At 36.3% G+C, this 12,115-nt stretch carries 15 protein-coding genes; 8 read left to right on the top strand and 7 right to left on the bottom strand.

The window, feature by feature from the left end; all coding sequences use genetic code 11:
* Positions 1-101: 101 nt before the first annotated feature.
* From J3U66_RS07040 to nlpD, 3 genes are all read right to left on the bottom strand, one after another.
* Positions 102-680, bottom strand: coding sequence for a thymidine kinase (locus J3U66_RS07040; protein ID WP_065633379.1), 579 nt, complete (start codon positions 678-680; stop codon positions 102-104).
* A gap of 106 nt (positions 681-786) precedes the next feature.
* Positions 787-1,539 (bottom strand): 2,3-diphosphoglycerate-dependent phosphoglycerate mutase, encoded by a 753-nt coding sequence (gene gpmA, locus J3U66_RS07045; RefSeq protein WP_267333013.1) that lies wholly within the window; start codon positions 1,537-1,539, stop codon positions 787-789.
* Between the two features lie 117 nt (positions 1,540-1,656).
* Positions 1,657-2,769, bottom strand: a complete 1,113-nt coding sequence (gene nlpD, locus J3U66_RS07050) for a murein hydrolase activator NlpD (RefSeq protein ID WP_267333014.1) — start codon at positions 2,767-2,769, stop codon at positions 1,657-1,659.
* A gap of 352 nt (positions 2,770-3,121) precedes the next feature.
* Here nlpD and rsmI point away from each other — a divergent pair, with 352 nt between their 5' ends.
* The 3 genes from rsmI (at position 3,122) to moeA (ending at position 6,610) form a co-directional block, all read left to right on the top strand.
* Positions 3,122-3,949, top strand: coding sequence for a 16S rRNA (cytidine(1402)-2'-O)-methyltransferase (gene rsmI, locus J3U66_RS07055; protein WP_267333015.1), 828 nt, complete (start codon positions 3,122-3,124; stop codon positions 3,947-3,949).
* Between the two features lie 185 nt (positions 3,950-4,134).
* Positions 4,135-5,226 (top strand): redox-regulated ATPase YchF, encoded by a 1,092-nt coding sequence (gene ychF / locus J3U66_RS07060; RefSeq protein WP_267333016.1) that lies wholly within the window; start codon positions 4,135-4,137, stop codon positions 5,224-5,226.
* 157 nt (positions 5,227-5,383) lie between these two features.
* Complete coding sequence (moeA, locus tag J3U66_RS07065) at positions 5,384-6,610, top strand: molybdopterin molybdotransferase MoeA (protein WP_267333017.1); 1,227 nt, start codon at positions 5,384-5,386, stop codon at positions 6,608-6,610.
* Here the strand turns inward: moeA and J3U66_RS07070 are convergent.
* The 4 genes from J3U66_RS07070 to folB form a co-directional block, all read right to left on the bottom strand.
* On the bottom strand, positions 6,602-7,030 hold the full coding sequence (locus J3U66_RS07070) for an EamA family transporter (protein ID WP_065633385.1): 429 nt from the start codon (positions 7,028-7,030) through the stop codon (positions 6,602-6,604). The two genes, moeA and J3U66_RS07070, sit on opposite strands and share 9 nt — an antisense overlap.
* A gap of 1 nt (position 7,031) precedes the next feature.
* Entirely contained in the window at positions 7,032-7,238 is a 207-nt protein-coding gene (locus J3U66_RS07075) for a hypothetical protein (RefSeq protein ID WP_065633386.1), read from the bottom strand.
* A gap of 63 nt (positions 7,239-7,301) precedes the next feature.
* Positions 7,302-8,294 carry an MBL fold metallo-hydrolase gene (locus J3U66_RS07080; RefSeq protein WP_267348528.1) on the bottom strand — a complete coding sequence of 331 codons (993 nt, stop codon included), beginning with the start codon at positions 8,292-8,294 and terminating at the stop codon, positions 7,302-7,304.
* Positions 8,295-8,316: 22 nt separating this feature from the next.
* Complete coding sequence (gene folB / locus J3U66_RS07085) at positions 8,317-8,688, bottom strand: dihydroneopterin aldolase (RefSeq protein ID WP_267333019.1); 372 nt, start codon at positions 8,686-8,688, stop codon at positions 8,317-8,319.
* Positions 8,689-8,783: 95 nt separating this feature from the next.
* On the opposite strand from folB, the gene rsmE reads away from it, so the two are divergent.
* From rsmE to ruvX, 5 genes are all read left to right on the top strand, one after another.
* The gene (gene rsmE, locus J3U66_RS07090; RefSeq protein WP_416379646.1) at positions 8,784-9,515 is read left to right on the top strand and encodes a 16S rRNA (uracil(1498)-N(3))-methyltransferase; all 732 of its coding nucleotides are present in this window, start codon (positions 8,784-8,786) and stop codon (positions 9,513-9,515) included.
* 194 nt (positions 9,516-9,709) lie between these two features.
* A complete protein-coding gene (gene gshB / locus J3U66_RS07095) occupies positions 9,710-10,660 on the top strand; it encodes a glutathione synthase (protein WP_267333021.1) in 951 nt (316 codons plus the stop codon).
* 8 nt (positions 10,661-10,668) lie between these two features.
* Positions 10,669-11,121, top strand: coding sequence for a GNAT family N-acetyltransferase (locus J3U66_RS07100; RefSeq protein ID WP_267333022.1), 453 nt, complete (start codon positions 10,669-10,671; stop codon positions 11,119-11,121).
* A 19-nt stretch (positions 11,122-11,140) separates the two neighbouring features.
* Positions 11,141-11,698, top strand: a complete 558-nt coding sequence (locus J3U66_RS07105; protein ID WP_267333023.1) for a YqgE/AlgH family protein — start codon at positions 11,141-11,143, stop codon at positions 11,696-11,698.
* A 3-nt stretch (positions 11,699-11,701) separates the two neighbouring features.
* Positions 11,702-12,112, top strand: coding sequence for a Holliday junction resolvase RuvX (gene ruvX / locus J3U66_RS07110; protein WP_267333024.1), 411 nt, complete (start codon positions 11,702-11,704; stop codon positions 12,110-12,112).
* The last annotated feature ends 3 nt before the right edge of the window (positions 12,113-12,115 follow it).

A 12,115-nucleotide genomic window follows, 5' to 3' on the forward strand; every position in this document is an offset into this window, starting at 1 on the left:
AATAAAACAATATCGTAAAAATGAGAAGTCATTCACACTTTTTTCAAATCAAATAACGTTAGACAAATTAAGTGATGCCCATAAAGTAACACTGTCTAAAATTAACTTTTTGGTCTAACTTGACCTGCTTTCCAATGTTTACGACAAACTGAGTGGAACTCACTATCACCAAGATGAATTGAATTACCAAATTTAACAATTTTACCATCTTGTCCTTCTAGCAAATTCATTGTTGCTTTTTTACCACACCAACAAACTGTTTTTAATTCGCGAAAATTATCGGCAATTTCAAGTAAGGTTTTTGAACCTTCGAATAAATGGCCCATATAATCGGTTTTTAAGCCAAAAAACATCATAGGAACACCATATTCATCACACACATCCGATAGTTTCCATATAGTACTTTTAGATAAAAACTGGCTTTCATCAATCAATATACAGGCATAATTATTTTTTTTGATAAGTGCAATGATCTCATCAACACTATTATCGTCAAGCAATAATGCTTTTTTACGCAACCCTAATCGCGATACAATTTCTACCGCGGAATCACGTGTATCAACGGACGACTTAAGCAATAAAGTCTGCATATTGTTACTTAAATAATTATGATCTATTTGTAATAGTTCGGTTGATTTTCCCGCATTCATTACGGCATAAATGTAATATATTTTCGACAAAATAAGACTCTCAAGAAGTAAAGTGAAATAGATAAAAAAGAGATTGTTAAGATAATAAAAAAGGTAAGTGCTATACCTACCTTTTTAAGCATAAATTAAATATTAATTATTTTGCTTTACCTTGGTTTGCTACCGCTGCTTGTTTTGCAGCAATTTCATCAGCATTACCTAAATAATAGTGTTTAATCACTTTCATGTTGTCATCAAATTCATACACTAAAGGCACACCTGTTGGGATGTTTAGTTCAATGATGTCATCATCACTGATGTTATCAAGGTGTTTGACTAATGCTCGTAAAGAGTTACCGTGTGCAGCAATAATCACACGCTCACCTTTAGCAACACGTGGCGCAATAGTTGATTCCCAATAAGGAAGCACACGTTTAATCGTTAATGCAAGGCTTTCTGTTAATGGTAATTCTGATTCAGGTAATTTGCTGTAACGTGAATCATGTCCAGGAAAACGTTCATCTGATTTTTCAAGTGCTGGAGGTGTAATTGCAAAACCACGACGCCACAATTTGACTTGTTCATCACCATATTTAGCCGCTGTTTCTGCTTTATTTAAACCTTGTAATGCACCATAGTGACGTTCATTAAGCTTCCAGTTTTTTTCAACCGGTAACCATGCTTGATCAACTGCATCTAAAACATGCCATAAAGTATGGATTGCACGTTTTAAAACAGAAGTATAAGCAAAATCAAAAGTAAACCCTTCTTTCTTTAAAAGTTGTCCAGCTTCAGCTGCTTCTTTTTTACCTTTTTCAGATAAATCAACATCTGTCCAACCACAAAAACGGTTTTCTTGATTCCAAACACTTTCTCCGTGTCGAATAAGCACTAATTTTTTTACTGCCATGAGTATAACTCCTTTGTTTCGTAGAATAAAACGGTTAAATTTGTATTCATAATAATGCACGGAAAACACCGTGCATTATGCGTTTTATATATCAATAAAGCTTACATAAAACTTCAATTATTTTGATAAGTATTTCAATGGATCAACAGATTGTGCTTTATAACGGATTTCAAAATGCAGTCTTACCGATGAAGTCCCTGTTGCGCCCATTGTGGCAATTTGTTCGCCTGCCCTCACTGCTTGTTGCTCTTTTACTAAAATTGATTGGTTATGTGCATAGGCAGTTAAATAATCATCATTGTGTTTAATGATGATTAAATTACCATAACCGGGTAAAGCATTACCTGAGTAAACAACACGACCGTCAGCAGCAGCTACAACTTTGTCACCCAATGAACCTGCAATATCAATACCTTTGCTTGCATTTGAGAATTTTTCAATAATCTTACCTTTTGCCGGCCATTGCCACGCAATATTTGCCACATTTGATACCGGCGAGGATGTTACAGGTATATTAGCTGAACTATTCGCACTGATGCTAGGGCTAGATGTATTATTGAGTGGCTCAGTCACCGTTTCAGTTTTTTGAGTAGTTTTAGGGGGTTGATTATTACCAGATGTGGTAGTAGTCGTAGTAGTGGTTGTTGTCATTACCGGTTTAGTTTTGGCTTGTGCTGCTGCGGTAGTCTTATCATCATCCATGTAAACCATAGAAGGAGAAGAAGTATGATTAGATGTTGTCTTTTGTGTTTGCGTTACAACTGTTGTGCCGCCACTTACATCGAGTACTTGTCCAACATTGACACCATAAGGCTCTTTAATATTATTTTTAGCCGCTAAAGATCGAAAATCATTTCCCGTTACCCATGCAATATAAAATAGTGTATCACCGCGTTTAACTGTATAGGTATCGCCTTTGTAACCACCTTTAGGAATTTCGTCATAATTACGGTTATAAACGGTTCGTTCATTAGTCGTTAACACATTATTATGAACACTGGTTGTCGTTGTAGTAACAGGTCTTGATGAAGGCGTCGAATAAGTTGTTGGTGAACTCACCGGCGTTGACATTCTGCCACCGGTTGAAATATTAGCTGGTGGTTTTTTATAACCCTGTGTCACACCATTACTCGATGATGAATCAGAAATATCTTCAATTTCAGCAGGATTTGACTGTGTACAGGCCACAATCAATAAACTTAAACAACTTAATGTAAGAATCTTTTTCAAAGCAACACCCTTCATTCATATATTTTTATGTGCATATTTTATCGCTTTTATTGTAAAAAGCTATTATATAGATTATTTTTTATGCTGGTCGAATATAATAACCAAAGCAGTTTATATTGTTAGATTTAATTTCTGCTTTATTGCTATTAATTTAGCACAAAAATACCATTTGTTGATCAACAATATCGTTGATTGCTCTACAGATGATTAATATCTTACCAACATTGAATTAATCGATTATTCGATCCCAAATAGGATTTATTTTGAAAGTGGTGAGTATATACAATAAAATGCTAGTTCGTATAGTATATTTATCGTATTTTTCAACCAAAATTGAATGTGACTTAACATAATGACTTTATATATTGTTGCAACCCCTATCGGTAATCTAGATGATATTACGCTCAGAGCAATTGAAACACTTAAAAGTGTTGATCTTATCGCGGCCGAAGACACCCGCCATAGCGGTTTACTTTTACAGCATTTAGCCATAAAAGCTAAACTGTTTTCTTTACACGATCATAATGAACAGCAAAAAGCCCAAATTTTGATTGAAAAACTTAAATCAGGAATATCCATCGCATTAATATCCGATGCAGGTACGCCATTAATTAATGATCCGGGCTATCATTTAGTCAAAGCTTGTCGTGAAAATAATATCAACGTCGTGCCTATTCCTGGCGCTTGCGCAGCAATTGCCGCGCTCTCGGTTGCTGGTCTTCCTTCTGATAAATTTAGTTATGAAGGATTTTTACCGGCTAAAACGAAAGCACGACAAGACAGTTTGGTTAAGCTAGTTAATCAATCACGCACAATGATTTTTTACGAATCGACGCATCGTTTGTTAGATACATTACACGATATGCAAACGGTTTTTGGTCATGAAAGAATGATTGTACTTGCCAAAGAACTGACTAAAACTTGGGAAACCATAGTCAGTTACCCTGTTGCAGAGTTAATTAATTGGTTGAATGAAGATACTAATCGTCAAAAAGGTGAATTTGTTTTGATTGTTGAAGGTCACACTAAAAGCGATGAGGATATCGATGAAAACGTGATTAATACCTTAAAATTATTGCAAAAAGAGTTACCGCTCAAAAAAGCGGCTGCCATAACAGCTGAAATTTATGGGCTTAAAAAAAATCAACTTTATCAACTCGGTTTAACTGTCGAGAATTAACCATAAACAAATAGCGATATATGTCTTACTTGTTGCAATCAACTAAAGCGCGGTTATTGAATAAACCTGCGAATAATTTTGCTAACTTTGCATTCAACATGAAGAACATTGGCACAATCGGCACGATTTAGTATATAATTAGCCTCTATTTTCAAGCTATTTTAGAATAAAAGGTAATTAAAAGTATGGGATTTAAATGTGGTATTGTCGGACTACCAAATGTTGGCAAGTCAACTCTTTTTAACGCATTAACTAAAGCAGGTATTGAAGCAGCTAACTTTCCATTTTGTACAATTGAACCCAATACTGGTGTTGTACCTATGCCCGATCCACGTTTAGATGAATTGGCTAAAATTGTAAAACCACAGCGCACGTTACCCACAACAATGGAGTTTGTTGACATTGCCGGTTTAGTGAAAGGCGCATCAAAAGGTGAAGGTTTGGGTAATCAATTTTTGGCTAATATTCGTGAAACTGAAGCTATTGGTCATGTGGTTCGTTGTTTTGAAAACGACAATATTATCCATGTTGCTGGCAAGATTGATCCCGCAGAAGATATCGAAATTATCAATACTGAACTAGCACTTTCCGATCTTGAAGCCTGTGAACGTGCGATAACTCGTGTACAAAAACGAGCTAAAGGTGGAGATAAAGAGGCCAAATTTGAGTTAGAAATCCTTGAAAAATGTTTACCACATTTAGAGCAAGGAAAAAAATTATTACTTTTAGACTTAAGTAAAGAAGAACTCGAAGCGATTAAATACCTAAGTTTTTTAACGTTAAAACCAACCATGTACATTGCCAATGTAAATGAAGATGGTTTTGAAAATAACCCATATTTAGAAAAAGTGAAAGCTATAGCTGCTCAAGAAAAATCAGTAGTGGTACCGGTCTGTGCTGCTATTGAAGCAGAATTAGCCGAACTTGACGATGCCGATCGTGATGAATTTATGCAAGACCTTGGTTTAACTGAACCTGGGCTTAATCGAGTCATTCGCGCAGGCTACAGCTTACTTAATTTACAAACCTATTTTACAGCGGGCGTTAAAGAAGTTCGCGCATGGACGATTTCGGTCGGGGATACCGCCCCACAAGCAGCCGGTAAAATTCATACCGACTTTGAAAAAGGCTTTATTCGTGCACAAACTATCGCTTTTGATGATTTCATTAAATATGGTGGTGAACAAGGCGCAAAAGAAGCCGGTAAAATGCGCTCTGAAGGTAAAGATTATGTCGTACAAGACGGTGACATTATGAATTTCTTATTTAATGTCTAATCCTGCTTATATCGTCGCCATTAGGCGACGATTTGTTAAACGAATTTAACCATAACTTGATAACAAATCATGTTTTCATTAAAAGGTATTTACTAGTTAACTCTTCTTGTTAGTGAATAACAAAATGGATTTTTAAAATTAAACAAGGCTCATTTTTATGCTACTCACTTTTGAACAAGCCAAACAAAAAATTCTGCAAGCCGTATCGTCCATAAAATTACCCAATTGTGAGCAAGTGAGTTTGCTTGACTCCCTCGATCGGATAACGGCAAAACCAGTAATATCGCCGATGAATGTGCCAAGTTTTGATAATTCAGCCATGGATGGTTATGCGGTAAGATTATCGGATATTGAACACGCCAAAAATCTACCAGTAGCAGGCGTTATTTATGCAGGCGATGATGTTGACAATCTTCATTGGCCGAAAGGCACATGTTTACGAATTATGACAGGTGCGGCCTTACCTAATGAGGCCGATGCCGTTGTCATGCAAGAGCAAACCGAAAAATCGGATTTAGGGATTAGATTTTTAAATGAAGTAAAAAGCGGTGATAACATTCGTCGATGCGGGGAAGACATAAAGAAAGATGCCATTATCGTTGAGTGTGGCACTAAATTAACCATACCAACCCTATCAACCCTTGCAACCCTAGGAATTAATCAACTTACCGTATTTAAAAAATTAAACGTCGCTATTTTTTCTACTGGTAACGAATTAACCTCTATTGGTGAGCCTTTATCTAATAACGCTAGTATTTATGATAGTAACCGTTTCACCTTAAGATTATTATTACAAAAACTAAACTGCGAAATTATCGACTTTGGTATTATTCCTGACGATCCCATGCAAATCAAACAGGCGTTATCTAATGCCGCTAAACAAGCTAATTTAATCATCACAAGTGGTGGAGTCTCGGTTGGTGATGCCGATTATACCAAAATGGCTTTAGAACAATTGGGCGAAATTGATTTTTGGAAAATTGCCATCAAACCCGGAAAACCGTTTGCACTGGGTAAAATTGGCGATGCATTATTTTGTGGATTACCGGGTAATCCGGTTTCAACATTAGTGACTTTTTATCAATTAGTTCAACCAATAATTTTAACCTTAAGTGGACAACAACGCTCATCGATCAATACATCTTTTACCGTCAAAACTGCCTGTGATTTGAAAAAAAGTATCGGCCGCATGGATTTTCAACGCGGCAAACTTTACCTTGATGATCAAGGTGAGCTAGCCGTTACCACAACTGGTCAACAAGGATCGCACATAACACAATCGTTCAATCGCGCTAACTGCTTTATTTTGCTTGAACAAGAACGAGGCAATGTTAAAAAAGGCGAACGTGTTACCGTTGAGCTATTTAATGCACTACTAAAATAGTGCAACTAAAATTGCACCAGCGGCAATCATTAAAACGCCAATACTGGCAAGAAAGGAAATTTTTTCACCAAATAAAATGACGGCAAAGATAACAGCAAAAACAACACTTAGCTTATCTATGGGGGCAACTTGAGATACTTTGCCCTCTTTAATTGCCATAAAATAAAACAACCAAGATAGAGCGCCAGCAATACCACTAAGTGCAATGATAAATAACGCTTTTTTGTCATTCAAAAAAGTGCTTATCAAATTTAGTTTACCTTGTACTACCACAACGCCCACTAAGAAGATAGCCATTACAATTGCTCGAATAGCCGTTGCCGTGTTGGCATCAAGATGTTGTAAACCAATTTTACCTAAAATAGCGACAAAAGCAGCCGAAATTGCCGATAATAATGCATAAATGAGCCAAGCACTCATGTTAATACCTATCTATTTGAAACAAATACTGCTGATTATTACCGTTAGTTTCACACTGTTGTGATTTATTCATCACACCACGGCAATCTTCTAAAACGCCATGTGCTTTTGACCAATGGTATTTTTTGCCTTCATCATTTTTGCCACCACAACCAACTAAAGTCAAACTCATGACTAAGCATGACAACGCAATAAGATTAGATTTCATATGTTTCCTCAATATTCTAGGCCAATGGCTTTTTTAATTTATTTATGTTATTGGTGATTAATATTATTTTAATTCATAATTCTCGGGATTAATAGCTAAACTACCGCCTATTTTCAATAAATAAAACTGACGCGAGTGCTTAAGTGAGCTTAATAGTTCAGGAGGTTCATCTAATGGATCATCGGCTAATTCAAATGTTCCCCAATGAATAGCTATGGCAGATTGACAATTAAGTTCATCATATAACTGCACTGCTTGCGCGGGATCGATATGCTGTGATTGCATAAACCACCTTGGCGCATAAGCACCGATTGGAATTAAGGCTAAATCAATTTTGCTAAAACGTTCATTAATTTTTTTTAAACTGGGTGAATATCCGGTATCGCCCATAAAATAAACTGTCTTAGTTAAGCCATCACAATTAGACTGCATCATCCAACCACACCATAATATTTTATTGGTATCAAATAGTCCTCGCTTACTCCAATGCTGAGCCGGCGTGGCAGTAAACGTAATATCATTTATGTTAATTGAATCCCACCAATCCAATTCTATAACATTTTGTGCGCCCCATTTGATTAATTTATTTTTCAATCCTAGCGGAACAAGCAGTGTAACATTAGCAAACCGCATAATAAGCTGTTTAATGCTAGTAAAGTCAAGATGATCATAATGATTATGCGAAATAACAATAAAATCAAGCTGAGAAAGCTTATCAATACTTATTGCTGCTGGGGTTAAACGTTTAGGCCCCATCGATTGTGAAGGTGATGCTCGCTGTGAAAAAATAGGATCGGTCAATATTATTTTGTTATTTAAACGGATTAATGTTGTTGAATGCCCTATCCACCAAACGCGGTCACCGCTCAACGTTAAATCTATATTTTCACACCACGTTTGTCTAAATGCATCGTACCCCATTTTGGGTGGTAAAACTTTTCGTTGTCGATGCCAACGCCAAATATCCCGCAATTTTATTTTAAATGGTTGTTCATTTTGAAAACCTTTAGCGGTTCGATGGCATTGATTAGAAATGGCATCAGGTGAATTGTTCATAATAAAATCTATACTTGTGTTATTAAAAACGAGATGTCCGTTCAATCACAACCGCTACATTAGTTGCATTAGCAATTGCGCTTGGTTTGGAGACTTTAATTTTTATCCATTTCACGGCAAATTGTTGGATGATTAATTGTGCAACACGCTCAGCAACACTTTCAATTAATTCAAATGCGGTTGAAGTGATAAAATCTGTTACAGCTTGACTCACTTTAAAGTAATCCAAACAAAGTGCAACATCATCATGTTCGCCAGCAGGTTGATTATCCCATGCCATTTCTAGATCAAGTATTAGTTTTTGTTTGATGGTTTTTTCCCACTCATATACGCCAATTGTTGCTAATGTGGTTAATCCTTCAATTAATACCCTATCTTTGCTCTGTACACTCATTATCTCAAATTCCGAAAGCTTAATTGCGTGAAAATAGAGATTACCGAATATTGAGAATTTACGCTATAATTTATTGCAAATAATATTAAATAACGATCATTATGACCCGAATTTTTCAACCCTATACGCTTTCGCAAAATAGCCTAATAGAATTAAATAATGACGCTTTCAATCATCTTATTCGTGTATTAAGAATGAAAGTCGGTGAAGAGATTACCCTTTTTGATGGTTCAAACCATATCTTGCCCGCGACCATACACGAGATTAATAAAAAATCTGTAAAGGTAACAACAAAGGATTTGATTTTAGATGATCGTGAATCACCATTAAATATCCATTTAGGACAAGTCATATCTCGTGGCGAAAAAATGGAGTTTACTATCCAAAAATCAGTCGAGCTAGGTGTTGCAAGTATTACACCTTTACTTTCTGAACGTTGTGGAGTCAAACTCGATGAGGAACGGCTGGAAAAAAAAGTACAACAATGGCAAAAAATCGTGATTTCTGCTTGTGAACAATGTGGACGTAATATCATTCCTAAAATAAATCCAGTTGTAAAATTAGAAAATTGGTGTGCAAATTTAACTGACGGACTAAAACTTAATCTTCACCCTAAAGCTAAGCAAGGTATTAATCAATTAGCGTGCGAACATAACACCCTCAATTTACTTATTGGCCCGGAAGGTGGGCTTTCAGATGACGAAATAAATTTGACTCATCAATATCATTTTACTGACCTATTACTAGGACCACGAGTTTTACGCACCGAAACAGCGGCGCTAACAGCCATAACTGCATTACAAGTTCGTTTTGGTGATTTGGGATAATCAATAAAAAAGCGTGATAATGAATGTTTATTTGCATCTCATTGAGTAACGAGTATGATAGTTGCCAGCATAATTAAATGCTATTTTATAACGCCATTTATCAACAATGTTTCAAACATACCTTATAAACGGTATAAAATCGCACAACGTAATATCGTGTTAGTAAAACCAATAAAAATCAGTAAGGAGTTACCATGATTAAGCTTGGTATTGTAATGGATCCAATTAGCCAAATAAAAATAAAAAAAGACACCAGTTTTGCCATGTTACATGAAGCACAAAAACGAGGCTACCAACTTTTTTATATGGAAATGAACGACCTGTTCTTACTAAACGGTGAAGCTTATGCAACCACTCGTACTTTAACCGTTCATAATGATAACTCTCACTGGTTTGATATGGGAGATGAACAAACGCTGCCATTAAGTGAACTCGACGTAATATTAATGCGAAAAGACCCACCATTTGATACTGAATTTATCTACGCAACTTATATTCTAGAACGGGCTGAAGCAAAAGGTGTACTGGTGGTGAATAAACCACAAAGTTTGCGAGATTGTAATGAGAAGTTATTCACTGCATGGTTTGCTGAATTTACGCCAGAAACACTCGTTACCCGTCAAACCAATCAACTAAAATCGTTTTATCAAAAATACGGCGATATTATTTTAAAACCCCTTGATGGTATGGGCGGCGCCTCGATTTTCAGAATAAAAGCGGGCGATCCTAATGTCTCGGTAATTATTGAAACACTTACAGAACATAATAGCCGTTACTGTATGGCTCAAACCTACATACCGGCTATTAAAGATGGTGATAAACGTGTTTTAGTTGTTGACGGTGAACCCGTTCCTTATTGTTTAGCCAGAATCCCTCAAAAAGGCGAAACCAGAGGTAATCTTGCTGCCGGTGGTCATGGGGAAGTTAGAGCATTAAGTGAAAGTGATTGGCAGATTGCTAAAAGCATAGCACCCGTATTAAAACAAAAAGGTTTACTGTTTGTTGGTTTAGATATTATTGGTGATAAACTAACTGAAATCAATGTAACAAGTCCAACCTGTGTACGTGAGATTGAATCTGAAAACCCCAAACTTTCTATTACCGGTATGTTAATGGATGCGATTGAACGTCGATTAAATAAGTAGAGAAAAAAATGATTAGAGAATTTCAAAGTAAAGATTTAGACACAGTGATGAATATATGGCTTGAAGGTAACCAACAAGCACATAGCTTTATTGATCCGCAATTTTTTAAACAAAATTATGACATTGTCAAAATGTTAATTCCGATGTCAACGGTGTATGTACAAGATCTTAACGGTGTTAAAGGTTTCATTGGCGTAACCGAAAATTACATCTCGGGTCTCTTTGTTGTACCTGAATATCGTGGGCAAGGCATTGGTAAAGCGCTAGTTGAAAAAGCTAAGCAGCGCCATAGTGAGTTACTAGTACATGTTTATAAGAAAAATAGTTCTGCAATTAACTTTTTTTTATCGCAACAATTTGAAATTATAAACGAATCAATCAATGAAGAGAGTAACGAACCTGAATTATTGATGCGTTGTAATATCCAACATCATGTAAAAATTGGCAAATGTGCATTATAAACTATAGAAATGTGAGCATATGAATTTAAAAAATCATTTTATCGTGGCAATGCCAACTATCACTGAGCCAACATTTAGTCGATCTGTTGTATATATTTGCGAACATAATCGTGATGGGGCAATGGGGATTGTTATCAATAAACCAATACAAGATCTTAATGTCGCCGCAGTCTTAGCTCGCCTTGAAATTACCGCAAGTAAAAACTGTGCTGAACTTGAGCATCCTGTTTTTGCTGGTGGGCCAATAGCTGAAGAACAGGGATTTATTTTGCATACGCCGCAACAAGGGTTTGCATCCAGCATAAAAATTTCGGATGATATAATGATTACCACATCGCTTGATCTACTAAAATCAATCGGTTCGCCTGAGCAACCTAAAGATATGTTTTTAGCATTAGGTTATTCTGGGTGGCAGTCACTGCAATTAGAAGCTGAAGTAGCACGTAATGATTGGTTAGTGACAGATGTTGATCCAAAAATTATTTTTGAATCCGCAATTGAAGATCGTTGGCAAAAAGCAGCGCAATCACTCGGTATTAACATAAATACGATTTCGCACCAAATGGGAAATGCATAATAAATGGCAACAATAATTGCATTTGATTTTGGAACTGCGAGCATTGGCGCTGCGATTGGGCAAGATATTACCAAAACAGCGAATCCATTATGCGCTTTTAAAGCGCGTGATGGTATTCCGAATTGGCAAGCAATTGAAAAAATGTTAAATGAATGGAAACCTGACTATTTGGTTGTAGGCTTACCACTTAACATGGATGGGACTGAACAACCGTTAACTGCTCGAGCACGTAAATTCGCTAATCGTTTGCATGGTATGTTTGGTTATCAAGTCCATCTACAAGATGAACGGCTATCTACCGTTGAGGCAAAATCTCATATTTTTGCTTCTCGTGGTTATAAAGCGCTGGAAAAGGGGCATGTTGATGCAACATCAGCAATTATCATTCTAGAAAGTTGGTTTGAAGCCAATTAATTA

Source organism: Gilliamella sp. B2969 (assembly GCF_026536195.1).
In the GTDB taxonomy this organism is placed as follows: Bacteria; Pseudomonadota; Gammaproteobacteria; order Enterobacterales; family Orbaceae; genus Gilliamella.

What these genes read in the sequence shown, in the direction of transcription:
- moeA (WP_267333017.1), top strand. Translation starts at nt 5,384, where the DNA reads ATGCTACTCACTTTTGAACAAGCCAAACAAAAAATTCTGCAAGCCGTA.
- rsmI (WP_267333015.1), top strand. Translation starts at nt 3,122, where the DNA reads ATGACTTTATATATTGTTGCAACCCCTATCGGTAATCTAGATGATATT.
- J3U66_RS07070 (WP_065633385.1), bottom strand. Translation starts at nt 7,030, where the DNA reads ATGAGTGCTTGGCTCATTTATGCATTATTATCGGCAATTTCGGCTGCT.
- J3U66_RS07105 (WP_267333023.1), top strand. Translation starts at nt 11,141, where the DNA reads ATGAATTTAAAAAATCATTTTATCGTGGCAATGCCAACTATCACTGAG.
- J3U66_RS07080 (WP_267348528.1), bottom strand. Translation starts at nt 8,294, where the DNA reads ATGAACAATTCACCTGATGCCATTTCTAATCAATGCCATCGAACCGCT.
- folB (WP_267333019.1), bottom strand. Translation starts at nt 8,688, where the DNA reads ATGAGTGTACAGAGCAAAGATAGGGTATTAATTGAAGGATTAACCACA.
- gshB (WP_267333021.1), top strand. Translation starts at nt 9,710, where the DNA reads ATGATTAAGCTTGGTATTGTAATGGATCCAATTAGCCAAATAAAAATA.
- ychF (WP_267333016.1), top strand. Translation starts at nt 4,135, where the DNA reads ATGGGATTTAAATGTGGTATTGTCGGACTACCAAATGTTGGCAAGTCA.
- gpmA (WP_267333013.1), bottom strand. Translation starts at nt 1,539, where the DNA reads ATGGCAGTAAAAAAATTAGTGCTTATTCGACACGGAGAAAGTGTTTGG.
- ruvX (WP_267333024.1), top strand. Translation starts at nt 11,702, where the DNA reads ATGGCAACAATAATTGCATTTGATTTTGGAACTGCGAGCATTGGCGCT.
- J3U66_RS07075 (WP_065633386.1), bottom strand. Translation starts at nt 7,238, where the DNA reads ATGAAATCTAATCTTATTGCGTTGTCATGCTTAGTCATGAGTTTGACT.
- J3U66_RS07100 (WP_267333022.1), top strand. Translation starts at nt 10,669, where the DNA reads ATGATTAGAGAATTTCAAAGTAAAGATTTAGACACAGTGATGAATATA.